Annotated in this window: 24 protein-coding genes; 16 read left to right on the top strand and 8 right to left on the bottom strand. The window is 61.1% G+C overall.

Translation table 11 applies throughout. From position 1 onward, the window contains the following. Nucleotides 1–121 precede the first annotated feature (121 nt). Nucleotides 122–1,516 (top strand): magnesium transporter, encoded by a 1,395-nt coding sequence (gene mgtE, locus ACR0NJ_RS08235; protein ID WP_480816650.1) that lies wholly within the window; start codon nt 122–124, stop codon nt 1,514–1,516. Continuing rightward, the gene (locus tag ACR0NJ_RS08230; protein ID WP_480816649.1) at nt 1,513–2,070 is read left to right on the top strand and encodes a 5-formyltetrahydrofolate cyclo-ligase; all 558 of its coding nucleotides are present in this window, start codon (nt 1,513–1,515) and stop codon (nt 2,068–2,070) included. Before mgtE ends, ACR0NJ_RS08230 begins: the two co-directional genes overlap by 4 nt. On the opposite strand, the gene ACR0NJ_RS08225 is transcribed toward ACR0NJ_RS08230, so the two are convergent. After that, nucleotides 2,067–2,297, bottom strand: coding sequence for a putative hemolysin (locus ACR0NJ_RS08225; RefSeq protein WP_480816648.1), 231 nt, complete (start codon nt 2,295–2,297; stop codon nt 2,067–2,069). The genes ACR0NJ_RS08230 and ACR0NJ_RS08225 overlap by 4 nt on opposite strands. Nucleotides 2,298–2,428: 131 nt before the next feature. Here ACR0NJ_RS08225 and ACR0NJ_RS08220 point away from each other — a divergent pair, with 131 nt between their 5' ends. The 3 genes from ACR0NJ_RS08220 to ACR0NJ_RS08210 all read left to right on the top strand — a co-directional run bounded on the left by ACR0NJ_RS08220 (nt 2,429) and on the right by ACR0NJ_RS08210 (nt 5,934). After that, entirely contained in the window at nt 2,429–3,241 is an 813-nt protein-coding gene (locus tag ACR0NJ_RS08220; RefSeq protein WP_480816647.1) for a TIGR00282 family metallophosphoesterase, read from the top strand. A gap of 76 nt (nt 3,242–3,317) precedes the next feature. Further along, a complete protein-coding gene (locus ACR0NJ_RS08215; RefSeq protein WP_480816646.1) occupies nt 3,318–5,096 on the top strand; it encodes an SLC13 family permease in 1,779 nt (592 codons plus the stop codon). A gap of 97 nt (nt 5,097–5,193) precedes the next feature. Then, a complete protein-coding gene (locus ACR0NJ_RS08210) occupies nt 5,194–5,934 on the top strand; it encodes an META domain-containing protein (RefSeq protein ID WP_480816645.1) in 741 nt (246 codons plus the stop codon). 5 nt (nt 5,935–5,939) lie between these two features. Here the strand turns inward: ACR0NJ_RS08210 and ACR0NJ_RS08205 are convergent, their stop codons facing one another. From ACR0NJ_RS08205 to ACR0NJ_RS08190, 4 genes are all read right to left on the bottom strand, one after another. Then, on the bottom strand, nt 5,940–7,601 hold the full coding sequence (locus tag ACR0NJ_RS08205; RefSeq protein WP_480816644.1) for an FAD-binding dehydrogenase: 1,662 nt from the start codon (nt 7,599–7,601) through the stop codon (nt 5,940–5,942). Nucleotides 7,602–7,612: 11 nt separating this feature from the next. Beyond that, nucleotides 7,613–8,470 carry a bile acid:sodium symporter family protein gene (locus ACR0NJ_RS08200; protein ID WP_480816643.1) on the bottom strand — a complete coding sequence of 286 codons (858 nt, stop codon included), beginning with the start codon at nt 8,468–8,470 and terminating at the stop codon, nt 7,613–7,615. A 72-nt stretch (nt 8,471–8,542) separates the two neighbouring features. After that, nucleotides 8,543–9,277, bottom strand: a complete 735-nt coding sequence (locus tag ACR0NJ_RS08195; RefSeq protein ID WP_480816642.1) for a glutamine amidotransferase — start codon at nt 9,275–9,277, stop codon at nt 8,543–8,545. 16 nt (nt 9,278–9,293) lie between these two features. Next, nucleotides 9,294–11,066, bottom strand: coding sequence for an SLC13 family permease (locus ACR0NJ_RS08190; protein WP_480816641.1), 1,773 nt, complete (start codon nt 11,064–11,066; stop codon nt 9,294–9,296). A gap of 110 nt (nt 11,067–11,176) precedes the next feature. Here ACR0NJ_RS08190 and ACR0NJ_RS08185 point away from each other — a divergent pair, with 110 nt between their 5' ends. After that, nucleotides 11,177–11,917: a YebC/PmpR family DNA-binding transcriptional regulator gene (locus ACR0NJ_RS08185; RefSeq protein ID WP_480816640.1), complete on the top strand. Its 741-nt coding sequence runs from the start codon at nt 11,177–11,179 to the stop codon at nt 11,915–11,917. Between the two features lie 139 nt (nt 11,918–12,056). Continuing rightward, a complete protein-coding gene (locus tag ACR0NJ_RS08180) occupies nt 12,057–13,328 on the top strand; it encodes an MFS transporter (protein WP_480816639.1) in 1,272 nt (423 codons plus the stop codon). Nucleotides 13,329–13,333: 5 nt separating this feature from the next. On the opposite strand, the gene ACR0NJ_RS08175 is transcribed toward ACR0NJ_RS08180, so the two are convergent. Then, complete coding sequence (locus ACR0NJ_RS08175) at nt 13,334–14,224, bottom strand: LysR family transcriptional regulator ArgP (protein WP_480816638.1); 891 nt, start codon at nt 14,222–14,224, stop codon at nt 13,334–13,336. Nucleotides 14,225–14,310: 86 nt separating this feature from the next. Between ACR0NJ_RS08175 and ACR0NJ_RS08170 the strand changes: the two genes are divergently transcribed. From ACR0NJ_RS08170 to ACR0NJ_RS08140, 7 genes are all read left to right on the top strand, one after another. Continuing rightward, on the top strand, nt 14,311–14,910 hold the full coding sequence (locus tag ACR0NJ_RS08170; protein ID WP_480816637.1) for a LysE/ArgO family amino acid transporter: 600 nt from the start codon (nt 14,311–14,313) through the stop codon (nt 14,908–14,910). A gap of 40 nt (nt 14,911–14,950) precedes the next feature. Beyond that, a complete protein-coding gene (locus tag ACR0NJ_RS08165; RefSeq protein WP_480816636.1) occupies nt 14,951–15,880 on the top strand; it encodes a DMT family transporter in 930 nt (309 codons plus the stop codon). A gap of 61 nt (nt 15,881–15,941) precedes the next feature. After that, on the top strand, nt 15,942–16,514 hold the full coding sequence (betI, locus tag ACR0NJ_RS08160; protein WP_480816635.1) for a choline-binding transcriptional repressor BetI: 573 nt from the start codon (nt 15,942–15,944) through the stop codon (nt 16,512–16,514). Further along, nucleotides 16,511–18,019: a choline-sulfatase gene (betC, locus tag ACR0NJ_RS08155; RefSeq protein ID WP_480816634.1), complete on the top strand. Its 1,509-nt coding sequence runs from the start codon at nt 16,511–16,513 to the stop codon at nt 18,017–18,019. The genes betI and betC overlap by 4 nt, the downstream gene beginning before the upstream one ends. A 54-nt stretch (nt 18,020–18,073) precedes the next feature. Next, nucleotides 18,074–19,732, top strand: coding sequence for a choline dehydrogenase (betA, locus tag ACR0NJ_RS08150; RefSeq protein ID WP_480816633.1), 1,659 nt, complete (start codon nt 18,074–18,076; stop codon nt 19,730–19,732). 69 nt (nt 19,733–19,801) lie between these two features. After that, entirely contained in the window at nt 19,802–20,431 is a 630-nt protein-coding gene (locus tag ACR0NJ_RS08145; protein WP_480816632.1) for a thermonuclease family protein, read from the top strand. A 99-nt stretch (nt 20,432–20,530) separates the two neighbouring features. Then, a complete protein-coding gene (locus tag ACR0NJ_RS08140) occupies nt 20,531–20,770 on the top strand; it encodes an HP1242/YdcH family protein (protein WP_480816631.1) in 240 nt (79 codons plus the stop codon). A gap of 72 nt (nt 20,771–20,842) precedes the next feature. Here ACR0NJ_RS08140 and ACR0NJ_RS08135 read toward each other — a convergent pair whose 3' ends face one another. Together ACR0NJ_RS08135 and ACR0NJ_RS08130 are read right to left on the bottom strand one after the other, a co-directional pair. Continuing rightward, entirely contained in the window at nt 20,843–22,243 is a 1,401-nt protein-coding gene (locus ACR0NJ_RS08135) for a helix-turn-helix domain-containing protein (protein WP_480816630.1), read from the bottom strand. Nucleotides 22,244–22,308: 65 nt separating this feature from the next. Further along, nucleotides 22,309–23,514, bottom strand: a complete 1,206-nt coding sequence (locus tag ACR0NJ_RS08130; RefSeq protein ID WP_480816629.1) for a multidrug effflux MFS transporter — start codon at nt 23,512–23,514, stop codon at nt 22,309–22,311. A gap of 184 nt (nt 23,515–23,698) precedes the next feature. Here ACR0NJ_RS08130 and ACR0NJ_RS08125 point away from each other — a divergent pair, with 184 nt between their 5' ends. Continuing rightward, on the top strand, nt 23,699–25,231 hold the full coding sequence (locus ACR0NJ_RS08125; RefSeq protein WP_480816628.1) for an acyl-CoA carboxylase subunit beta: 1,533 nt from the start codon (nt 23,699–23,701) through the stop codon (nt 25,229–25,231). 220 nt (nt 25,232–25,451) lie between these two features. Further along, nucleotides 25,452–25,826 (top strand): DUF6497 family protein, encoded by a 375-nt coding sequence (locus ACR0NJ_RS08120; RefSeq protein WP_480816627.1) that lies wholly within the window; start codon nt 25,452–25,454, stop codon nt 25,824–25,826. Nucleotides 25,827–25,870 lie beyond the last annotated feature (44 nt).

Below are 25,870 nucleotides of genomic sequence, written 5' to 3'. Positions count from 1 at the left end.
TTTGGAACCGCTTGGCAGCATAGGGGGGCGAAAGATGTGGGTAAATCGGCGCATTGTCATTGTTTTTCGGTAGCTGCTTCTTCTAATTAGGGGCCAATGGCAAAGAAAACGGGAGCAGCACATGACAACCGGCATTGATGATCCCGTCACCGATCCCGCAAGCGACGAAGATGCCTATGCGCTGGACCAGCGGACCGTGGCCGCCATCCTGTATGCGGTGGATGTCGAGGATCGCGACAAGCTTGTCGAGTTGATGGAGCCGCTGCATGCGGCTGACATCGCCGACCTTCTGGAACAGATCAACCCCTATGACCGGGGCCGCCTGATCCGCCTATATGACAAGGAATTCGACGGCGATATCCTGTCGGAACTGGATGAGGCCGTCCGGGAAGAGGTCATCGGTATCCTGAAACCGGACGTTCTGGCCGAAGCCGTCCGGGACATGGAAAGCGACGATGTCGTTGACCTGCTGGAAGATCTGGAAGAGCCGCAGCAGGAAACCATTCTGGACGCGCTTGAGGATTCCGAGCGGATCGCGGCGGAACAGGCGCTGTCCTACCCCGAGAACTCTGCCGGGCGTCTGATGCAGCGCGAGGTCGTCATGGCCCCCGAGCATTGGACTGTCGGACAAGCCATTGATTTCATGCGTGCCAATGACGATCTGCCCGAGCAGTTCTACCATGTGGTTCTAATCGACCCGCGTCTGAAACCCGTTGCGCAAATCATGCTGGGCAAGCTGATGGCGAACCGGCGCGACGTGCCGCTGCTCGATATTACGGAAGAGGAATTCCATGTCATCCCCGTCGATCAGGATGAAGAGGATGTGGCCTATGCCTTCAACCAGTATCACCTGATCTCGGCCCCGGTGGTCGATGCCGATGGCCGTCTGGTCGGGGTGATCACCATCGACGACGCGATGGTCGTGTTGGATGAGGAATATGAAGAAGACATGCTGCGCCTTGCCGGTGTCAGCGACGAAAGTTCGATCTCGGACAGTGTCGCCGCGACCAGTCGGCGGCGGTTGCCTTGGCTGGCGGTGAACCTGTGTACGGCGATCTGTGCCTCACTGGTGATCTCGCAGTTCGAGGCGTCGATTGATCAACTGGTGGCGCTGGCCATCCTGATGCCAATTGTGGCGTCGATGGGTGGCAATGCGGGCACGCAATCGCTGACCGTGGCGGTGCGGGCTTTGGCGACCCGCGACCTGACGCCAGCCAACGTGATGCGGGTGATCCGGCGGGAATTGCTGGTCGGGCTGCTGAATGGCCTGTGTTTTGCCATCGTGCTGGGAACGGTGGGGATGCTTTGGTTTGATTCACCGCTGCTTGGGGTCGTGATCGGGGCGGCACTGGTCGTAAACATGATCATCGCGGGCTTCGTGGGAACGGTAGTACCAGTGGTACTGGATCGTCTGGGCGCTGACCCGGCGCTTGCGTCCGGTACCTTTGTGACGACGACGACCGACGTTATGGGGTTCTTCCTGTTCCTTGGGCTTGCAACTGTGGTTCTTCTTTGACCGATCTCACTGAAATCAAGGCGGCTGCGCGCAAGGCCGCGTTTGCGCGCCGCAAAGCCGCGTTCGATGCACGCCTGCCCGGAGGGGCCGGGCGTTTGTCCGAAGTGCTTGCGGGTTATCGCGGCGTGCCCCTGTCCGGCTACATGCCGATCCGGACCGAGATCGACCCGCTGCCCGCTATGGCCGAGGCCTCGGCCTATGGCCCAGTCGGTGTGCCGGTGATTCAGGCCGCCGGTCAGCCGCTGCGCTTTTCCCGCTGGACCCCGGACGGTGCGCTGAAGGACGGGCCGTTCGGAGCCCGCGTGCCACAGGTCGATGATTATTTCGACCCCGAGATTCTGATCGTGCCGCTGGTGGCTTTCGATGCGCGCTGCGGCAGGCTGGGCTATGGCGGCGGGTTCTATGACCGCACGCTGGAGGGGTTGCGCGCCAAACGATCCACACTGGCCGTCGGTTTCGCCTTTGACGCGCAAGAGGCAGACGACCTGCCGCTGGAGCCGACCGATCAGCCGCTGGACATGGTCATAACGGAAAGCCGGGTGCTGACGTTCTAGTTCTCGAAATGGCTGCGCAGATAATCCCAGGCATCCACCTCGGACCCGTCCTGCAGAATGCAGATGCCGTATTTGCTGCCATCGTCATTCTTGCGGATCTGATATTCTCCGCCGTTTTCAAGACAGAACGTGGCCGCCGGGTTTGCCATTGTGGTCGTGGTTTTTTGCTCAGCCAGAGCGGTCTGACCTGCCAACAGGGCGAGTGCGGTTGCTGCGATGTATTTCATACCAATGCTCCTAAACGGAATGTTCTTGTTCAGATTGGCATTTCTGCATGTGATTGCAAGCGGCTTGCGCGGCGTAGAAATTGCACGGTTCCGCCTTGTTATTGCCCAGCACACCCCATAGGACCGCGATTATGAGGATTTTGTTTCTTGGCGACGTCATGGGCCGGGCAGGGCGCGCGGCCGTGCAGCAGCATTTGCCGCGTCTGCGCGACGAATGGCGGCTGGATTTTATTGTGGTAAATGGCGAAAACGCCTCGAACGGAATGGGCCTGACGGGGGACCACGCCAAGCTGCTGCTCGAGGCCGGGGCCGATTGTCTGACGCTGGGCGATCACGCGTTCGACCAGAAAGACATGCTGCAATTCATCGAGAAAGAACCGCGCATCGTGCGCCCGGTGAATTTCGCCAAAGGCGCGCCGGGGCGGGGGCACCGCCTGTACACCGCGCCGGGCGGGCGCAAGGTTCTGGTGGTTCAGGTGCTGGGGCAGGTGTTCATGAAACGGCCCTTTGACGACCCGTTTTCGGCGATCGAGCCGATCCTGAAATCCCATCCGCGCGGCGGGCAGGCCGATGCGATTATCGTGGACATGCATTGCGAGGCGACGTCCGAGAAAATGGCAATGGGCCACTATTGTGACAAACGCGCCAGCCTTGTGGTCGGCACGCATACCCATGTGCCCACCGCGGATTCTCAGATTTTGCCGGGCGGCACCGCCTATCTGACCGATGCGGGGATGTGCGGCGATTATGACTCGGTCATTGGCATGGACAAGGTCGAGCCGATGCGCCGCTTCATCACCGGCATGCCCAAGGCGCGGTTCACCCCCGCGAATGGCGAGGCAACGCTGAGCGGCGTCTTCATCGAGACCAACGATCAAGACGGCAGCGCAAAATCCGTGCATATGGTACGAGTCGGCGGGCGGCTGGAGCAGGCGGGGCCGTAAAGGCTTGCTCTGCCCCGCGCAATGCGGGAAACTACCCGTCAGGCGCTTGGGCCAGGGTTCGGACAGAATACCACGAATGCAATTCCTTCCACTGACAGACACTGGTGGCGCAATTCTCGCGCTGATGATCGTCGCGGGCATGTTCATCATGTTCCTGCGCGAGGTCTACCCGACCGAGGTGGTGGCCATTGGCGGCGTGTCCCTGATGTTGGTCACCGGTATCCTGCCCTACCAAAGCGCCCTTGCGGTGCTGTCGAACCCCGCGCCGTGGACCATCGCCGCGATGTTCATCATCATGGGGGCGCTTGTGCGAACGGGCGCTTTGGACGCCTTTACCTCGACGGCGCAGAAACAGGCGCAGGTGAACCCGCGCATCGCCATTGGCTTGCTGATGGCTTTTGTCGTCGTGGCCTCGGCGGTGGTGTCGAACACGCCGGTTGTGGTGGTGATGATCCCGGTCTTCGTGCAGATCGCGCGAACGCTGAATGTCCCGGCCTCGAAACTGCTGATCCCGCTGAGCTATGCGGCTATTCTTGGTGGCACGCTGACCCTGATCGGGACCTCCACCAACCTGCTGGTGGACGGTGTGGCCCGCGCGCAAGGCATGCAGGCCTTTACGATTTTCGAGGTCACGCCGCTGGGCATCGCTCTGGTCATCTATGGCATGATCTACTTGCGCTTCATCGCACCGCGCCTGTTGCCGGACCGGGACAGCATGGCCTCGCTGCTCAGCGACCGGTCCAAGATGAAGTTCTTTACCGAGGCCGTGATCCCGCCGGAAAGCAACCTGATCGGGCGTGAAGTCACCGGCGTGCAACTGTTCAAACGCCCCGGCGTGCGCCTGATTGACGTGATCCGGGGCGATGACTCGTTGCGGCGCAATCTCAAGGGGGTTGAGCTGCAGGTGGGTGACCGCGTCGTTCTGCGGACCGAAATGACCGAATTGTTGAGCCTGCAGAGCAACAAGGAACTGAAACGCGTCGATCAGGTCTCGGCTGTCGAGACCAAGACGGTCGAGGTGCTGATCACCCCTGGCTGCCGTATGGTCGGGCGCACTTTGGGCATCCTGCGTCTGCGCAGGCGGTATGGTGTCTATGTGCTGGCGGTGCATCGCCGCAACCAGAATATAGGTCGCCAGTTGGATGATCTGGTGGTCCGGGTGGGCGACACGCTGCTGCTGGAAGGCTCGCCGGCGGATATTCAGAAACTGGCCGCTGATATGGATATGGTTGATGTGACTCAACCGTCCGCCCGCGCGTTTCGCCGCAGCCATGCGCCGATTGCAATTGGCGCGCTGGTCGGCATTGTCGCTTTGGCCGCATTGGGCGTGGCACCGATCTTGCTGTTGTCGATCCTGGCGGTTGCCGTGGTTCTGCTGACGCGCTGCATCGACGCGGATGAGGCGTTTTCCTTTGTCGAGGGCCGCCTGCTGGCGCTGATCTTTGCGATGCTGGCCATTGGTGCTGCGCTGGACAGTTCCGGCGCTGTAATGCTGATTGTCGAGGCGGTCGCGCCGGGCCTGAGCGTCCTGCCGCCGTTCCTGATCATCTGGGCGGTTTATCTGCTGACATCGGTGTTGACCGAACTGGTATCGAACAACGCGGTGGCTGTTGTGGTGACGCCGATTGCCATCGGGTTGGCGCAGGCGGTGGGGATCGATCCGCGCCCGCTGGTTGTTGCGGTGATGGTCGCGGCTTCGGCCTCGTTCGCGACGCCCATCGGCTATCAGACCAACATGATGGTCTATGGGCCGGGCGGGTACAGGTTCACCGATTTCATGAAGGTCGGCATTCCGCTGAACCTGACCGTTGGGCTGCTGGCCTCGTTGCTGATCCCGTTGATCTGGCCGCTGTGATATCGGCGCAGACCCGCCGGTTGCCCGCGTTCAGCCTTGTAAATGGCGACGGACACACAATCTTTTGTGAATATGATGCTTTAAACAGGAGTTGATCATGCTCGGAACCGGACGTGCCGTTGTGGCCAGTATCGCGATGTGGACGACCCTGGGCGGTGCAGGTGTCGCAGGAACGGTTGCGGGGTCGGCGACCTTTCTTGAACGCATCGCTGTGCCGCAGGATGCCACGCTTTACGTGCAGCTTCAGGATGTCTCGCTGGCCGATGCCCCGGCCGTGACGCTTGCCGCACAGCGCTATGCGCTGGACGCAGTGCCCGCGCAGTTTGAACTGACTTACGATGACGCGCTGATCAGTGACAGCCACCGGTATGTCCTGCGCGCTTCGATCTCGCAGGGGCAGACCCTTCTGTTTACCACCGATACGGCCTATCCGGTTCTGACGGACGGGGCCGGGAACTCGGCCAATATGACGCTGGTGCAGGTTCAGGCGCAGGGGGCTGCGATGCTGGAAAACACGGAATGGGTTGCCGCCGGATTGAACGGCACCCCGATTGAAACCGAGAAACGGCCCGAACTGTCCTTTGCACAAGGCGGGGCGTTTTCGGGCAGCGGAGGCTGCAACCGGTTTCGCGGCCAGGCCGAGATTTCGGGCAGCCGGATCGAATTCCCCGACAACATGGCCGCCACGCTGATGGCCTGCCCGCCACCGCTGGACGAGGTCGAGCGTCAGTTAATGCAGGCCCTGCAAAGCGTGACCACCTATGCGGTGCAGGGCGACGCTTTGGCGTTGCTGGATGCGCAGGGCGAGCCGGTTATCAAGATGGTGCGCAAACCGTAAGCGTATCAGGCGACGGCGCGGGACCGTCCCGCGTTGCGGCCAGAGAAGATGCAGCCGCCCAGAAACGTGCCCTCCAGCGCGTTGTAGCCGTGATAGCCGCCGCCGCCGAAGCCTGCAACCTCACCAGCGGCGAACAGGCCGGGGACGGTCTGACCATCCGCGCCGATCATCTGGCTGTCGAGGTTGGTCTGCAACCCGCCCAGCGTCTTCCGGGTCAGCACATGCAGCTTGACCGCGATCAGAGGGCCGTTGGACGGATCGAGGAACCGGTGCGGCTTGGCTGTCCGGATCAGCTTGTCGCCCCGATAATTGCGCGCGGCCAAAACCGCCATCATCTGCGCGTCTTTCGAGAACGGATTGTCGACCTGCGAATCCCGCGCCTCGATCTGGGCGCGCAGATGTGCCTCTTCGATCAGGCCACCGCCCAGATGGTTCATGCCGTTCACCAACTCGGTCAGGGTGTTGGCGACGACGAAATCCTCTCCCTTTTCCTTGAAAGCCTCGACCGGGCCCGTCGCTCTGGAGCCTGACAGGACGCGTTGGCGGATCACCTCTTTCCAGCTTCCGGATGTGAGGTCTGGGTTCTGTTCGGACCCCGACAGGGCGAATTCCTTTTTGATCACCTTCTGGGTCAAGACGAACCAACTGTATTCATAGCCGGTTTTCAGAATCTCGCGCAGCGTGGCCAGTGTGTCGAACCCCGGTAGGCAAGGAGGTTGCAGCCGGTTGCCACGCGCATCGAACCACATCGAACTTGGGCCGGGTATAATGCGGATGCCATGGGCGGGCCAGATCGGGTCCCAGTTCCGCACGCCCTCGGTATAATGCCACATGCGGTCGCCGTTGATCACATGCCCGCCGGCCTTTTCGCTGATGCCGATCATCCGGCCATCCACGTGAAACGGAACGCCCGCTACCATGTCATTTGGCGGCTCGCCCAACCGGTCGCGTGGCCAGTTCTTCCGTACCACCTCGAAGTTGCCGCCAATTCCGCCCGAGGTGACGATGACTGAGGGCGCGTAGACTTCGAACTCGCCGACCTCATCCCGGTTGGTCTTGCCGCCGCGCTGGGCGGTGTCATCGGCCAGAACCTCGCCCGAAACGCCTTTGGCTGCACCGTTTTGCATGATGATGTGGCTGACCTGATGGCGGAATTTCAACTGGATCAGCCCGGCGCTGACGTGTTCCCGCACCCGACGGATGAAATGTTCTAGCACGCCCGGCCCGGTGCCCCACGTGATGTGAAACCGAGGGACCGAGTTGCCATGACCATCCGCATAAGACCCGCCGCGTTCGGCCCAGCCCACGACCGGGAACCAGCGCAGGCCCATCTGGTGCAGCCACGGGCGCATCTCTCCGGCGGCGAATTCGACATAGGCCTGCGCCCATTTGCGGGGCCACGCGTCCTCGTCCCTGTCGAACTGCGCGCTGCCCATCCAGTCGCGCAGGGCCAGATCGTGGCTGTCGCGGATGCCCATGCGGCGCTGTTCGGGGGTGTCGACCATGAACAACCCGCCGAGGCTCCAGAACGCTTGTCCGCCAAGGAAATGTTCGGGCTCCTGATCCACGATGATCACGCGTTTGCCGCGATCACCCAGTTCTGCCGCCGCCGCCAGACCGGCAAGCCCGCCGCCGACCACAATCGCGTCTGCTGTGTTGTTGGTCATGGGCTGTCCTTTCAGCGGCTGCGGAACCAGAGGATGAAGGGGGTTACGACCACATACATTGTGATCCCATAGACGGCTGCAGGCACGGCCAGAGGGCTGAATCCGGTGGTGGTGCCAGTGATCAATGCCGCCAGTGTAATGCCGAGGGCCGAGTTCTGGATGCCGGTTTCAATCGACACTGTCTTGGCCTCATCCCATGACAGGTTGGCGGCGCGCGACAGCCCTAGGCCGATCAGCAGCAGAGCGATGTTCAGGGTGATCAGGGCCGCGCCGATTGAGCTGAGGTTCTCGATAAAGAACTGCCAGTTTCCGGCCAAGGCGACGGCAACGATCAACACGAACAAGATCGCTGCAAGCTTAGACAGGGGCGTGTCGATCCGCAGTGCGAAGTTGCGCGCAAAGTGGCGCAGGCTGACGCCAATAGCGACGGGCAGGGTGGTGATCAGGAATAGCGCGGTGGCCAGCGACCCGATCGAGACTTCGGGCGCGGCCTCGCCCATGAAATGCCCGATGGACCACGCCGCCAGCACCGGGACCGTCACCATCGACAGCAGGCTAATCACCGCGGTCAGGCTGACGGACAGGGCCACGTCGCCCTTGGCGAATTTCGACAGGATGTTGCTGGTCACGCCGCCGGGGCAAAAGCTTAGCAGCATGACGCCGACCGCGATCTCGGGCGACAGGCCAAACAGCTTGGCGGTGGCAAAGGCGGCCAGCGGCAGCAGCAGAACCTGACTGATCGCGCCGATGGCAAAGGGATAGCCGCGTGTCAGCACGCGGCGGAAATCAGCGGCCTCAAGCCCGAGGCCTAAGGACAGCATGATAATCGCCAACGACAGGGGCAGGCCGACATTGATAAGCAGGTCCAAGAACAACCCCTCCCAAAGCTGTTTGGATCAACCTATGCGAGGGGCCAAGCGACAGGCAACCGCTCCGTTAGGTCACCCGTACCGTTCGGCAAACCGCCGCAAGATCTCACCGGGTTGGGTGACGTCCGCCGCGTGGCACATATCTATCAAACCTTGCGCGTCTTCTGGCCGGAAATAGCCGTGATCCTTGTAGATATGGATGCGTTCTTCGAAATCATGCGCATCGGCCTCGGGGTGGAATTGCGTGGCATAGACGTTCTGCCCCCAACGGATCATCTGAAACGGGCAGGGGTCCGAGGCGATCAGGTGCACGCAGCCATCGGGCAGAGCCTGCACGGCCTCTTTATGACCGACAAAAGCCTCAAATTCAGGCTGTAGGCCAGCGGTCAGAGGGTCCTGCGCGCCATCTTCAGTCAGGCGGCAATCGGAGGGGCCGACCGGCTCGCCAAATTGCCGCTTGCTGACATCCCCGCCCAGATGCGCGGTGAGGATACCCAAGCCGTAGCAGCATCCCATGAACGGGTGATCGCGCGCAGTGATCTGCGGCATCAGCCCCATGATCGCACCTTCGATCTTTGTATCCAGGCTGGATTTCGTCGCCGGGTCGTCGCTGACGCAACCGGGCCCGCCGCCAACAATGACGCCTGCATAGTCGGTTACGTCCAGACCTTCGGGCAGGTCCTCGCAATCCAGACGGATACGGTGTGTCTGCTCAGGCGACAGACCGGCCTTGCCCAGAATCGAGGCATATTCGGCGTCCGAGGCATCCGTCTCGGGGCGCAGTTGCAGGATCAGAAAGCGTTTCATGTGCTGCCTTTACCTGTCATAGCGGCCAGAACACAAGGATGGCCGGAACCGATACCGCGACAATCAGGATTTCCAACGGCAGGCCCATGCGCCAATAGTCGCCGAACCGATAGCCTCCGGGACCCAGAACCAGCGTGTTGTTCTTATGTCCGATAGGTGTGAGAAAGGCGGCCGAGGCCGCCACGGCGACGGTCATCAGGAACGGGTCGGGCGACACCCCAAGCGTTTGGGCCATCTGTATCCCCACCGGGGCTGCGACAATGGCCGTCGCGGTGTTGTTCAGAACATCCGACAGCGTCATGGTGACAACCATCAGGACGGTCAGAATAGCCCAGGCGGGCAGGCCGTCCGTCAGTTGCACCAGCGCATTGGCGATCAACTCGGTCCCGCCCGAGGTCTCGAGCGCGCTGCCCAAAGGGATCATCGAGCCCAGCAACACCACCACCGGCCATTCGATGTGGTTGTAGATGTCGGCGATGGGCATGATCTTGGTCAGGACATAGGCAATCACCACCAGACCCAGCGCAACGGGCAGGTAGATCAGCCCGACACTGGCCGCAAGTACGGCCGCCGCGAAAAGCCCGATGGCCAGCCACGCCTTGTCATTTGCGGTGACATTCAACCCGCGCTGCGCCAGCGGCAGGCAGCCCAGCCACTCGGTCACATCCGCGCCCCGGTCGCGGGGGCAGAGCAGCAGCAGGATGTCGCCCGGTTCGACCTCGGTCTTGCGCACCTGCTCGGTGATCCGGCGGCCTTGGCGGGAAATGCCCATCAGAACGGTGCTCTGCCGCCACGCAAGCCCCAATCCTTGCGCGGTTCGGCCCGTGATGCGGGCGCTTTCGGGGGCCACAACCTCGATCACTTCAAGGCCCTCACCCTCGGCGGTCAGCAACTCCTGACGGCGTGTGTCCGAGAAATCAAGATTTAGCGCGGCGCGGAACTCGTCCAGCGCCTCGGGCCGGGCTTCCAGAACCAGCGCGTCGCCCTCTTTCAGCGTGGCATGGGCAGAGCGCCCATAGCGCCGCTTGCCGTCGCGGATCAGGCCGATGATGGCCACGTCAGACTTTTCGGCAGCCTCGTAAAGCTCACTGACGCGCTTGCCGATATGGGGCGACTCTGGCGGCAGGGTCAGCTCGGCGATATATTCGGCCAGCGCCTCGGACGTTTCATCCTGCGGCCCCCGGTTTGGGATCAGACGCCAGCCGATCAGCGACACAAAGGCCAGCCCTGCGATGGCGGCCAGACCTCCGACCGGGGCGAAATCGAACATGCGGAACGGCTCGCCCAGGGTTTCGGACCGGATCGAGGCGATGATGATGTTGGGCGGGGTACCGATCAGCGTCGCCATGCCGCCCAGAATAGTGGCAAAGCTCAGCGGCATCAGGGTCAGGCCCACCGACCGCCCCGCCTTGCGGGCGGTCTGAATGTCCACTGGCATGAGCAGCGCCAGCGCCGCGACGTTGTTCATGAAGGCTGACAAAACCGCCCCGATCCCACCCATCAGCGCGATATGCGCGCCGAGGCCGCGCGAGGCATCGACCAGCGTTCGTGTGATCAGAAACACAGCCCCCGACCGGACCAGCCCGGCAGACACCACAAGCACCAGCGCAACAATGATCGTCGCGGGGTGGCCGAACCCGGCAAATGCGTTGTCGACATGCACGACGCCCGTCACCACGCCCACCATAAGTGCCGCGAAAGCCACAAGGTCATAGCGAAACCGGCCCCACAGAAGCAGTCCAAACACGGTAATGAAAAGGGCAAAAAGAATGATCTGATCGGTCGTCATGCGGTCACCATACCGCGCGCCGAGGTCTGAGCAAGCCGCTCTCTTGATCCTGCCCCCCGCAAACGTCTATATGAGCGCCGAATACGCAATCACTATCACGAGGACGCAACATGGCAGGCCATTCCAAATGGGCCAACATCCAGCACCGCAAGGGGCGTCAGGACGCCGCGCGGTCCAAGCTGTTTTCCAAACTGTCGAAAGAGATCACCGTCGCCGCCAAGATGGGCGACCCTGATCCCGACAAGAACCCGCGCCTGCGTCTGGCCGTCAAGGAAGCTAAGTCGAACTCGGTCCCCAAGGATGTGATCGACCGGGCGATCAAGAAATCGGTTGCGGGCGAAGGCGACGATTACGAAGAAATCCGGTACGAGGGCTACGGCCCCAACGGCGTGGCGGTGATCGTCGAGACGATGACCGACAACCGCAACCGCACCGCATCCACCGTGCGCTCGACCTTTTCCAAAAACGGCGGCAATCTGGGCGAGACCGGCTCGGTCGGCTTCATGTTCGAGCGCAAGGGCGAGGTGGTGTACCCGGCGGATACAGGCGATGCCGACACGATCTTTGAGGCCGCCATTGAAGCCGGTGCCGAGGATGTCGAAAGCTCGGAAGACGGTCACATCATCTGGTGCGCCGATACCGATCTGAACGATGTGTCGAACGCGCTGGAAGGCGCGCTGGGCGAATCCGAATCCACCAAGCTGGTCTGGAGGCCCACCACCACGACCGAACTGGGTCTGGACGATATGCAAAAGCTGATGAAGCTGGTCGATGCGCTGGAAGATGACGACGATGTGCAGCGCGTCACAACCAATTTCGAAGCCACGGATGAGGTCATGGCGCAGCTTTGAGCCGTGTTCCACGCTTTTCGAAAGCCCGGCCCGTGCGGTCGGGCTTTTGCATTTGGCCGTCTGCGCCGAACTCGTTAAGTTTGAAACCGAAGACGCAGCGACATAAAAACACCGGAAATTGCGCGCAGATTGCAGGCTGATGGCGACGAATACACCTGATAGGGCGAAACGGAACGTCCCGGTTCTGACCGGGCAGAGCATCCTGTCTCAGGTGGCATGGACGCTGGGCAGCCCCTCGGTCGTGCTGCCGTTTCTAGCTGTGTCTTTCGAATTGCCAATCTTCATCGCCGGGGCGCTGGTCTCGGTGCGGATGGTCGGCAGCATGATCGCCGATGTGTTTCTGGCCCAGACCATCGCGGCGCAGCCCCGGAAAAAGCGTGGCGTTGCCCTGACCGAGGTTGCAATAGGGGCCTGTCTGGTTCTGGCCATCCTCATCGCGGCAACGGGCGTGGTGCCGCTGATCGCCGTGGCGTTCATCGCCGTGTTCTTTCTGATCGGCCTGATCGACGAGACTCAGAACCTGATGCTCATGGACCTGCTTGGCGATCATGTGCAATCGAAATCAAGAATGGTGATGCACTATATGCAGTTAGGGGCCGGAGGGCTGGGGGCCATTGGCCTTGCGCTGCTGCTTCATAAACTTACGGCGGAACACCCGCCCTTTGCGCGTCATTCTACCGTGATCGGCGTGTCCGTTGCGTTCTTTATCCTGTCCGGCCTTACAATCATGGCCATGTCCGAGACCTCGGGGCGGGCGGACGCTTCTGACGATAAGAAGGCACAGAAACTCTCCCTTTCCGCCAGCTTCCGCGCAATCCGCAGCATGTTCGAGCACGCCTGGTTCCGGCGCTATTTGATTATGCGAATGCCGCTGGTCGTCGTGGCCCTTTCGGTGCCCTTCTTTGCCCTGATCGCAGCCGAGTCTCATCACAGTTCAGCCAAGGGCCTGACGGCTGTGATCGTGTCTTCGGCCTCGGGCTATCTGGTGTCGGCGCCCCTGTGGCATCTGGTTAACATGAAATCCCATCGCGCGGTCATGGTTACCGGGACGCTGATGGTGGCGGTGACGGGGATCGTGCTGCTGGTGTTCCACTATCTGCACCTGGATCACGACGTCCACCTGCATGCCATCGCCCTGTTCGTTGTCACGGTCGCGGTGACAGGGATCAGCAGCGCGCGCAAACTGTATTTCCTGGACGTAGCCCCCAAGGATCAGCGGGTGCAGGCCTCGGCGGCGATCAAGAGCCTGGCCCGGATCAGCGCGGTTGTCCTGTCGGCGGCGCTGGCGGGTATCGCTCATTTGAACGAAGTTGCACTGGCCGTCGCATTTATTGTTCTGGCCAGTGTTGTCGCCAGTTTCGCCTGCTATCGTGTCGTCGTACCGCAGGCCGGAAAAGCGGCTCAGGCGTAAGGGTATTACAGCGTTGGCGGAATCAGCGCACGTGCGGCCGCGTCCCGGACCGCCAGCGTCAGCGGGGCCAGTGCCGGCGCCAGAATGCGCCCCACCTGCCAAGTCAGATCAACATCCAGCTCAGCATCGGGCACGATAGGGCGCAGTTGCCCGGCCTCTATCGCATCGCGGGCCAGTTCTTCGGGATTCATCCCCCATCCCATCCCGGCAATCGCCGCCTCGACGAAGCCCCGTGACGAGGGCAGGTAGTGCGAGGGTGGCGAGATGCGGCTGCCCGTCCATGCCTCCATCCACGCTTTCTGCAGGCTGTCTTTGCGGCTGAATACAAGACAGGGTGCGCGGGCAAGGGTTTTGGCGGTCACACCTTCGTTGAACCACCGATCAATGAAATCGGGGCTGGCGGTCGGCAGGTAGCGCAAAGCACCCAGCGGGATGGCGTCACACCCAGTGACGGACTGGCCACCGACAGTGACGGCGGCGCTCACCTCGCCGCGTCGCAACCATTCCGCCGAATGATCCTGATCATCGATCACCAGATCGAACAGCATGTCCGACACCTGCGCCATCGCTTTGATAAACCACGTGGCCAAACCGTCGGCAGGCACCGCGATCCGCACCCGCGTGGGTCCCGGCCCTCGTTGCAGTGTCAGCTCGCGGGCCAATTGCGCTTCGAGCAAGCCGATATCTTCGGCGTGCTGCGCGATGCGCAGACCTGCGTTGGTGCCGGTGCAGGGTGGGCCACGATGGATCAGGGACGTGCCGACCCGGTCCTCCAGCGCTTTTATCCGTTGGGAAATGGCCGAAGGTGTGACGGATAGCTCAGCGGCGGCCGCATCAAAGCTGCCATGCCTCAGTATTGCAGAAAGCGCTCCGATATGGTGCGGGTCCAATAGCATTAGAACAACTTAATTCAGGTTAACATCTTTAATTTGATAGAACGCCTGCCGCGCTTTAGTCAATCGTTCTGAACGCAGGAGGTTGCATGTCCACATCCCTAATTGCCGGTTTTGCGCTTGGGTTTAGCCTGATCCTCGCCATTGGTGCGCAGAATGCTTTTGTCTTGCGGCAAGGTCTGCGGCGCGAGCATGTCTTTGTCCTGTGTCTGACCTGCGCCGTCTCCGACGCCATCCTTATCGCGGCTGGCGTGGCCGGGTTCGGAACGCTGGCGCAGGCCGCGCCCTGGTTTGAGCCGGTGATGCGCTATGGCGGGGCCCTGTTTCTGACGTGGTACGGTCTGCGCAGCCTGTGGTCGGCGTGGCGCGGTGGCGCAGCGATGGATATCGGCGAAGGCCTTCGGACCAGCCTGCGCGCAGCCTTGCTGACGGTGCTGGCCTTCACCTGGCTGAACCCTCATGTCTATCTGGATACGGTTGTTCTGATCGGCTCGATCTCAGCGCAATATGACGACCGGCTGAGTTTTGCGATTGGCGCAATGCTGTCCAGCTTCGTCTTCTTCTTCTCGCTCGGATACGGGGCCCGAATATTGTCCCCGGTCTTCACGCGACCGCGCGCGTGGCAGGGTCTGGATGTCGGGATCGGCGTTGTGATGCTGAGCATTGCCGTCAAACTTGTTATCATGTGAAGGGTTGTCCCCGCCGGGGTTTCGGTGTTGAACCGATGGCATGACGACTGTCGCCGCCTCTCGACCGCTTGCGGGTATGTTCTGGATGTTCACCGCCGGGCTGTCCTTTGTCGGGATGACGGCGCTGGTCAAGTCACTGGGCACGTCGATGGACCCGATTCAGGCGGGGTTCCTGCGATATGTTTTGGGGCTGGTTTTTCTGCTTCCGGTTCTTCGGCTGATCGTGACCACACATCTGACACGCCGACAGCTTACCCAGTTCGGAGTGCGCGGGGCGGTTCACGCCGTGGGGGTCATGCTGTGGTTCTTCGCCATGACACGGATTCCCTTGGCCGAGGTCACGGCAATGAACTACATGACCCCGGTTTACGTCACCCTGGGGGCGGCGCTGTTTCTGGGCGAAAAGCTGGCCTTTCGCCGGATGGCCGCGATTATGGTGGCGCTGATTGGCGTTGTGATCATCCTCAGACCCGGTTTCCGAGAGGTCTCGGCCGGGCATCTGGCGATGCTGGGCACGGCTTTAATGTTTGGCGCGTCCTACCTGTTGGCCAAACGGTTGGTGCGGGATGTGCCGCCGTCGGTCGTGGTGGCGCATCTGTCGATCTGGGTGACGCTGGCGCTGACGCCTTTTGCGATTGCCGTGTGGACGCCGCCCAGCCTGCACGATCTGGGGGTGCTGTTTCTGGTCGCGTGCTTTGCTACCGCAGGCCACTATTTCATGACACTGGCCCTGCAGGCGGCCCCGGTTGCCGTGACGCAGCCGGTGACATTCCTGCAACTGATCTGGGCCACCGTGATGGGTGCGGTGGTGTTCCACGAAGGGGTCGACATTTGGGTCGTGGCAGGCGGGACACTGATTCTGGCCGCCGTCAGCTTTATCTCCTGGCGCGAGGCGGTGCTGAAACGCCGTGAGGTGACGCCTCCGAGCGTCGCCCCGAACTGCAGGCCCGGGCCTGAGATACGTTATTGATTGACGAGTCAATAAAGATTCCCTAGCCTGCCTTTCCGTAAAGTCTGGTCAGGGGAACGCGATGCCTAAAGTCGGAATGGAGCCGATCCGCCGCGAAGCGATCGTTCGCGCAACGATTGCCGAACTGGGCGTGCAGAAATCGCTGGATGTCACTGTCAGCCAGATCGCCAAACGCGCGGGCATGTCCAGCGCGTTGGCGCATCATTATTTCGGCGGCAAGGACAAGATATTTCTGGCCGCGATGCGCCAGATCCTGTCCGATTTCGGCGACGTAGCCCGGGCCGAGGTTAAATCTGCCCCACCCAATGAACGAGCGCAGGCGATCATCCGCGCTTGCTTTGCGCCCTCATGCTTTACGCCTGACGTGATCGCCGCGTGGATGACTTTCTATGTGCTGGCTCAGACCAATGATGACGCGTTGCGCCTGTGGCAGGTTTATCAGTCCCGCATCCGCTCGAACCTGATTTGCGCTTTGCGCCCCATCATCGACGATCCGGTCGAGGCGGCGGAAAACATGATCGCCATGATCGACGGGCTGTATATCCGCGCCGCCCTCAGCGCCCCGGAAGAGCCGCAACTGGCCGTGAACCACGCGATGCGTGTCCTCAACACTCTGCTCGAGGCTGGAAAATGACAAAACCGAACATTCTGATCCTGATGGTGGATCAGCTCAACGGCACCCTCTTTCCCGACGGTCCCGCCGACTGGCTGCATGCGCCGAACCTGAAGAAACTGGCCGAACGGTCAACGCGGTTTGCCAACGCTTACACCGCCTCGCCTTTGTGCGCTCCGGGTCGGGCCAGCTTCATGTCGGGCCAGTTGCCCTCGCGCACCGGAGTCTATGACAACGCCGCCGAGTTCCGCAGCGATATCCCCACCTACGCGCACCATCTGCGCCGCGCGGGTTACTACACCTGCCTCAGCGGCAAGATGCATTTCGTCGGCCCCGACCAGATGCACGGGTTCGAGGATCGCCTGACCACCGACATCTACCCCGCCGATTTCGGTTGGACGCCCGACTATCGCAAACCGGGTGAGCGGATCGACTGGTGGTATCACAACATGGGCTCGGTGACGGGCGCGGGCGTCGCCGAAATCTCGAACCAGATGGAATATGATGACGAGGTCGCCTATCACGCCAAAGCCAAGCTCTATGATCTGGCGCGTGGCAAGGACGGTCGCCCGTGGAGCATGACCGTCAGCTTCACCCACCCGCATGACCCTTACGTGGCACGGCGCAAATACTGGGATCTCTACGAGGATTGCGCGCATCTGGAGCCTGAGGTCGCGGACCTCGGCTATGACAACCAAGACCCGCATTCCAAGCGGATTTTCGATGCCAATGACTGGCGCAGCTTTGACATCACACGGGAAGACATCCGCAAATCCCGCCGCGCCTATTTCGCCAATATCTCTTATCTGGACGACAAGATCGGCGAAATCCTTGAGGTGCTTGAGACCACGCGGCAAGAGGCGATCATCCTCTTCGTCTCGGATCACGGCGATATGCTGGGCGAGCGGGGGCTGTGGTTCAAGATGACCTTCTTCGAAGGCTCCTCACGCGTGCCGCTGATGATTTCGGCCCCGGACATGCCCGCAGGACGTATCGAAACGCCGGTTTCGACAATCGACGTGACCCCGACGCTGGGCGCGCTGTCGGGCGTTGACATGGCCGAGATCGCGCCGTGGACGGACGGAGAAGATCTTGTGCCGCTGGCGCAGGGTGTTGAACGCACCGCGCCGGTCAAAATGGAATACGCCGCCGAGGCATCCTACGCGCCGCTGGTCTCGCTGCGCTATGGCAAATGGAAATACAACCGTTGCGCGCTGGACCCTGATCAGCTTTTCGACCTTGAAACTGACCCGCATGAACTGACCAACCTTGCGGACAAGACCGAACACGCTGGGACCCTGCAAACGCTGCGCGCCAAGTCCGAGGCTCGATGGGACCTTGACCGCTTTGATGCCGACGTGCGCGCCAGCCAGGCCCGCCGCTGGGTGGTGTACGAGGCGCTGCGGCAAGGCGGATATTACCCGTGGGATTACCAGCCGCTGCAAAAAGCGTCGGAACGGTACATGCGCAACCACATGGACCTGAACATCGTCGAGGAAAGCCAGCGCTTCCCGCGCGGCGAATAACCCCTTCATCTTTTCAAAAATACTCGCGCCCCGCGCGGGACCGGAGACACGATAATGGAAGCAGACTTTGTCATCGTCGGCGCGGGGTCCGCCGGTTGCGCGATGGCCTATCGCCTCAGCGAGGCCGGGGCGTCGGTGTTGGTGATCGAACATGGCGGTTCGGATGCCGGGCCGTTCATCCAGATGCCCGCCGCGCTGAGCTATCCGATGAACATGTCGATGTACGATTGGGGCTACAAGTCCGAGCCTGAGCCGCATCTGAATAACCGCGAATTGGCCTGCCCGCGCGGCAAGGTGATCGGCGGGTCGTCCTCGATCAACGGGATGGTCTACGTGCGCGGCCACGCCCGCGATTTCGACACCTGGGCCGAGATGGGGGCCGATGGCTGGTCCTATGCGGATGTGCTGCCCTATTACAAGCGGATGGAAACCTGGCACCATGGCGGTCACGGGGGCGACCCGACATGGCGCGGCACCGATGGTCCCTTGCATGTGTCGCGCGGCCCGCGCGAAAACCCGCTGTTTCAGGCCTTTGTCGATGCGGGCCAGCAGGCAGGCTACGAGATCACCGGCGACTATAACGGCGAAAAGCAGGAAGGCTTCGGCCCGATGGAGCAGACCGTCTGGAAAGGACGGCGCTGGTCGGCGGCAAACGCGTATCTGAAGCCCGCATTGAAGCGGAACAACTGCGATATTGTCCGCGGCCTGGCCGCGCGCGTCGTGATGGAAGACGGGCGTGCGACCGGAGTGGAACTGGTGCGCGGCGGTAAAACCGAAATCATCCGCGCCCGGCGCGAGGTGGTTCTGGCCGCCTCGTCGATCAACTCGCCCAAGTTGTTGATGCTATCGGGCATCGGCCCGGCTGCGCATCTGGCCGAGCACGGTATCGACGTGGTTGCCGACCGACCCGGCGTTGGCGCCAACCTTCAGGACCATTTGGAGCTTTACATCCAGCAGGCCTCGCTGCAGCCGATCACGCTGTATAAACACTGGAACCTGTTCAGCAAGGGTTTGATCGGGGCGCAGTGGCTGTTCACCAAAACCGGGCTTGGAGCCTCGAACCAGTTCGAAAGTGCCGCGTTTGTGCGGTCGAAACCGGGGGTGGAATACCCCGATGTTCAGTATCACTTCCTGCCCATGGCCGTGCGTTATGACGGTCAGGCGGCGGCTGAGGGGCACGGGTTTCAGGCCCATGTCGGCCCGATGCGCTCACCTTCGCGCGGGGCGGTGACGTTGCGCTCGGCCCAGGCCGAGGACGCGCCGGTTATTCGTTTCAACTACATGAGCCATGAACAGGATTGGGAGGACTTCCGCACTTGCATCCGCCTGACGCGCGAAATCTTCGGGCAGGACGCGTTCAAGCCTTTTGCGGGCAAAGAGATCCAGCCGGGGGCCGAGGTTCAGACAGACGAGGATCTGAACAGCTTTATCGCCGAACATGCCGAAAGCGCCTATCACCCCTGCGGAACGTGCCGGATGGGTCGCGCCGACGACCGAAATGCGGTGGTCGATCCCGAAGGGCGGGTGATCGGAGTGGAAGGGCTGCGTGTCGCGGACAGTTCGGTCTTCCCGCAGATCACCAATGGCAATCTGAACGCGCCGTCGATCATGGTGGGCGAGAAAATCTCGGACCATTTGCTGGGTCGGGATGCCTTGCCGAAAGCCAATGACCGCCCGTGGATTCACCCGGCCTGGGCGACGGCCCAGCGTTAACCTTTCTTAACAGACCCAGTTGAATGCGCCCGCTACGGTGCGCATATCAGGGATATGTTAAGACTTTGTTTGGTTTTTGTTCTCGCTTTTCCAGCCTTTGCGGCTGCCGCTGATCTGCTCAAAGGGCAGGTGGATGTCATCGACGCGGATACGTGGGACATTGGGGGCATCCGGGTGCGCCTGCACGGCATAGATGCTCCGGAACTGGATCAGACCTGCCGTGATGAAAATGGCTCTGACTGGCCCTGCGGGGCGTGGGCGACCTCTGTCGTTCGTAAGCAGTTTCAGGGCAGCATGGCGCGGTGTGAACCGCTGGATCGGGATCGCTATGGCCGTGTCGTTGCGCGGTGTTACGTCGATGGCGCGGATGCTGGCCGGCAGTTGGTTCAGGGCGGTCTGGCCTTTGCGTATCGTAAATACTCGGATGAGTACGTGGCTGCCGAAAACGCCGCCAGGTCCCGCTCAGCTGGGCTGCATGCCTCGCAGGTTCTGTTGCCGTGGGTGCATCGGGCGTCGGGGCAGACGGTGACCCAGCCTTGCAAGATCAAAGGCAATATTTCGTCCAAGGGCGAGAAAATCTATCACGTGCCGGGCCAGCGCTATTATTGGAAAACCAAAATCAACGCCAGCAAGGGCGAACGCTGGTTCTGTTCCCGGGCCGAGGCTCGGGCGGCCGGGTGGCGGGCGTCCAAACGCTAAATTCCTTCGATGTCAGCGGCCATTTGATCCGGGTCAAGGTGACGGCTCCGAGATGCTATTACCATTGATTTGCAACGATAAATGAAGGAGCGAACAGGAATGTCCCACACCCCGCATGAACTGGCCGAAGAATTCCCCGACAAGGTCGAACTGATGAGCCAGCTCAAGCAGTCGGACGCGCATTTTGCCCGTCTGACAGACGAATATCACGAGGTTAATCGCGTCGTGCACAAGGCCGAAACCAATATCGAGCCGATGGAGGAACTGGCCGAGGTTGAACTGCGCAAGAAGCGGGCCGGTCTCAAGGATGAGATCTGGGCGATCTTGTCCAGGGCCTGAGCAAGGGGCGGGGGCTCTGCCCCCGTCGCGGCAGGCCGCGACTCCCCCGAGGTATTTTTGAACAGAAGAAGATCAGGTGACTTCGTAGGGCAACGTGCCGCGGGTATGGGTGTCGATCGTCAGGCGGCGTTCCAGCGGCGGAACCGAGCGCTGGTGGCAGGTCTGCCGTTCGCAAATGCGGCACGAGATGCCGATGGGCTCGTATGCGCTGGAGTTGTTGATGTCGAGGTTGTCCGCATAGACCAAAGCCGGAGCGTGGCGCACTTCGCATCCCAGCGCGATGGCGTAGCGCCGGACAGGTGCGCCGAATGAACCGCCTGATTTCGACACGTCCCGCGCCAGAGAGATATAGCGTACCCCGTCGGGTGTTTCGGCAAGTTGCTGCAGGAAGTGACCGGGGGTTTCAAAGGCGCGGTGCACGTTCCACAGCGGACAGGCCCCACCGAAGCGGGCGAACTGCAGGCGTGTAGCCGAGTGGCGTTTGGTGATCGTGCCCGCCTGATCGACGCGCACGAAGAAAAACGGAATGCCCTTTGCGCCCGGTCTTTGCAGCGTGGACAGGCGGTGGGCGACCTGCTCGATCGAGGCACCGAACCGGTTGCTGAGCAATTCGAGGTCATGCCTGTCTTCCTGCGCGGCGGCCAGGAAGTTCGCGTAGGGCATCAGCGAAGCCCCGGCAAAGTAATTTGCCAGGCCGATCTTGGCGATTGACCGGGCTTCGTCACTCTGGAACTTGGCAAAGTCCAGCGTTGCTTCCAGCAGTTGGTCCTGATTGATCAGCGCCATCTGCAGCAGCAACTGAAACACTTGCGTCTGAGGTGCTGCGCGTGAGGACAGGCGCAGGATTTTGCTTTCGGCGTCATAGCTCCGCAGCGGGGCCATATCCGTGAACATGACCTGAATGCCGCGCTCGGACAGGCCAGTCAGCGCCGCCTGACGGACGCCGCCAGAACCTTCAGCGCGTCGTGCGAAAAGCTCCGCCGCGCGGTCCACCGCGTCGATGTAGTTGTCGCAATAGTGAAAGAAGTCGCGCACCTCTTCCCAGGGGCTGGCCTGAATGCGGGCGTCTTCGCGGCCCAAAGCCTCGTCCAGTGAAGCAAGGCGTTCATGGGTCTGGCGGTAGGTCCTGTGCAGTTCGATAAAGGCGCGGGCCAGCGCCGGGGCGTTGCTGGCCGTCAAGCGCAGGTCGGCAAGCGGCGGGATGGCATCGGCAAAAACCGGGTCCGCCAAAGCCTCGCGCATGTCCGACACCAGGCGTTCGCTGTCGCCGGTGCTGAGCTCGGTGACATCCATGCCGAATTCCTGTGCCAGCGCCAGTACGACCGTGGTGGATATCGGACGGTTGTTGTTCTCCATTTGATTGGCATATGGGAGCGACACGCCCAGCTTGGCGGCGAATTCTTTTTGAGTCAGGGCCAGGCGCGTGCGCATCTCGCGCAGTTTCGCCCCTGCATAGAGTTTCTGGGTTGCCATGCGGTGCCTTTGCAACTTTTCTTTGAGCGCAAGCTAACTTTGCAAAGCCCGAAGGGCAAGCGGCGTTACAAGCCCAGTTGCCGTTCGCGCCAGACAACAGTTGCAATCGCGCAGATGGCCAAAACAGCGGTTGCCAGCATGAGCCAAAGCAGCGGCATGGCTCCGGTGTCCTTGGTCAGTAGCGCTCCGGCCAACGCGCTCAAGCCTGCGCCGCCGCCCAGCATGATCGCCCCGCTCAGCCCTGATGCCGTCGCCGCCAAATGAGGGCGCACGGACAACGCGCCCGAGGTGGCGTTGGGAATGGTCATGCCGTTGCCGATGCCCACAAAGGTCATGAAGCCGAAAAAGCTGAGCGCGGTGCCCAACCCCGCCAGGAACAAAACGGCCGAGATTGCAACGCCTGCCGCATTCAGCCAGCACCCCCAATACACCATCCGGTTCACGCCGAAGCGCACCGAATACCGGCCGCTGATGAAGTTGCCCAGAAAGTATCCCACCGCGGGTGCACCGAAATAGACGCCGACCTCAACGGCGCTGAGGCCGAACAACTCGGTGCCGATAAACGGCGCGCCGCCGAGATAGGCGAAGAACGCGCCCGAGGAAAACGCCGAGGACAGCGAATAGCCCCAGAACCGGGGGGAGGTCAGCAATTCGGGGTATTCCCGGAATTGCTGCAGAAGGGTCTTCCCGCTTTTGGCCGAGGTTTCTCCAAAATCGGTGAAGGTCAGGAATAAGGCCAGCGCGCCCACCGCGAAGGGCAGCCAGAAATTGGCTTTCCAGCCGAAGGATTCCTCCAACACGCCGCCGATGGCCGGGCCGATCATGGGAACAACTGCCATTCCCATCGTGACATAGCCGATCATCGAAGCAGCCTGATCCTGATCATACAGGTCGCGCACAGCCGCCCGGCTAAGAACAATGCCGACCACGACAACGGCCTGGCACATTCGGAAGGCCAGAAAAACCTCGGCATTTGGGGCGTAGATGCAACCAAGGGTCGCCAGTAGAAACAGCGCCAGCCCCCACAGCAAAACCGGTCTGCGCCCGGCCTTGTCCGCAATCGGGCCGATCAGGATTTGCAGGGCTGCGTTCACCAGAAGATAGAGGGCGATCGACAGCTGCATGACCTTGTAGTCGGTGTTGAAATACAGTGCCATGTTGGGCAAGCTTGGCAGGAACAGGTTCATGCTCAGGGCGGACAGCCCGGAAAGCAATACAAGTGTGGTTATTGTGGGTGGGGTACGGTGAACCGAGGACAAGCTGAACTGCATGGTTCACATGTATAGTCAGCGTGCTGACGAAAGCCAGACACCTAAGTTGTATCATGCTGAAACTTAGCAATTTTACACTTTTCAAGAGTTGAATTGCTAAAATTATGCAAATTTGCCGAAAACTTCTTTGGGGTCCGAGGCGGAACAGGTAGGGTCCGTCCAAATTTCAAAGGGGACTATCGCCATGAAAGACATCCTTTCCGAGCTTGAAGATCGCCGCAACGACGCCCGGCTGGGTGGCGGGCAAAGGCGGATCGACGCGCAGCATTCGCGTGGAAAGCTGACTGCGCGCGAGCGTGTCGAGCTGTTGCTGGATGAAGGCAGCTTTGAAGAGTTCGACATGTTCGTCAGCCATCGCTGCACCGAGTTCGGAATGGAAAAACAACAGCATGCCGGGGATGGGGTCGTCACCGGCTGGGGCACGATCAACGGGCGCATGGTCTATGTGTTCAGTCAGGACTTCACGGTTTTTGGCGGCTCGCTGTCTGAAACCCACGCCCAGAAGATCTGCAAGATCATGGATATGGCGATGCAGAACGGCGCGCCGATCATTGGGATCAACGACTCGGGCGGGGCGCGAATCCAGGAAGGCGTGGCCTCGTTGGCCGGATATGCCGAAGTGTTCCAGCGCAATATCACCGCCTCGGGCGTGGTGCCTCAGATCAGCGTGATCATGGGGCCCTGCGCAGGTGGTGCGGTCTATAGCCCGGCGATGACCGATTTCATCTTCATGGTCAAAGACTCGTCCTACATGTTCGTGACCGGACCCGATGTGGTGAAAACCGTCACCAACGAGGTCGTGACGGCCGAAGAACTGGGCGGGGCTTCAACCCACACCAAGAAATCCTCGGTCGCCGATGGCGCATTCGAAAATGATGTCGAGGCGCTGGCCGAGGTACGGCGTCTGGTCGATTTCCTGCCGCTCAACAACCGTGAGAAACCCCCGGTGCGTCCGTTCTTTGACCAGCCAGACCGGGTGGAAACGTCGCTGGACACGCTAGTGCCGGACAACCCGAACACGCCCTATGACATGAAGGAACTGATCACCAAAATTGCGGATGAGGGCGACTTTTACGAAATTCAGGAAGACTTTGCCAAGAACATCATCACCGGCTTCATCCGGCTGGAGGGGCAGACCGTCGGTGTTGTCGCCAACCAGCCGATGGTTCTGGCCGGGTGTCTGGATATCGACAGTTCGCGCAAGGCGGCGCGGTTTGTGCGCTTCTGCGACTGTTTCGAGATTCCGATCCTGACGCTTGTGGATGTGCCGGGCTTTCTGCCGGGGACACAGCAGGAATATAGCGGCGTGATCAAGCACGGTGCCAAGCTGCTCTATGCCTATGGCGAGGCGACGGTGCCAAAGGTTACCGTGATCACCCGCAAGGCCTATGGCGGCGCATATGTGGTTATGGCGTCCAAGCATCTGCGCGGCGATTTCAACTATGCCTGGCCGACTGCTGAGATCGCGGTAATGGGCGCCAAGGGCGCGACCGAGATCATCCACCGCGCGGATCTGGCAGATGCGGAAAAGACGGCTCAGCACGTTGCGGACTACGAAGATCGTTTTGCGAATCCCTTCGTCGCCGCCGAGCGCGGTTTTGTGGATGAGGTGATCATGCCGCAGTCGACCCGCCGCCGTGTGTCCCGTGCGTTCGCAAGCTTGCGAGGCAAGCAGTTGAAGAACCCATGGAAAAAGCACGATAATATTCCGCTGTAACTCTGTTTGGGGTGGCGGATGCCGCCTCAAACCAATCTCGGAAAGGTCAAGTGGGTTGTTAAACAAAAACCTCAGACTGAGGCATGTTTGACAACAGCCGCCAAATAGACGAATGATCCGCCCCATCAGACATAGAACTGCGCAGGCCAACAGCACTGCGCGCGCGACCCCGGAAGGAGGAGCCTGCCAGTGGCGGGTCCGGGGTCGCGCCATATGTCTGATGATCTCGATTCTCGGCTCATCTGCGTCGGCCCAAGCCTTGCTGCCTGTCCCATCGGGGCAGCCTGTGGAGCTGAGCGACGTTCTGTTGGACAACAATCCCGGCGAGCTATGGCTGCGGTTCCGCTTTATCGCGCCTAAGATAGGTGCGTCAGTTGGTCGGATCGGTCATGACGTGGCCTCGAACGACATGGAACATTTGTGCCAGACGCTGGCCGTGGCCTATGTCGCAAAGCATCAACTGGAACCGGCGCGCGTGGTCATCTCTTTGTCTGATCGTCCGGTGGAATTTGGCGATGCCGCGCCGGATGCGACCCAGTTTTTCGAAACCTATCGGCTGGATCAGTCCGGATGCATCTGGGAGGGGCTCTGGTGACATACGTTCATGAGGCCATGACATTTCGGACAAGCGATGCAGCT

This window comes from Ruegeria sp. F11 (assembly GCF_056533855.1).
This window is presented reverse-complemented; position numbering and strand designations above follow the sequence as displayed.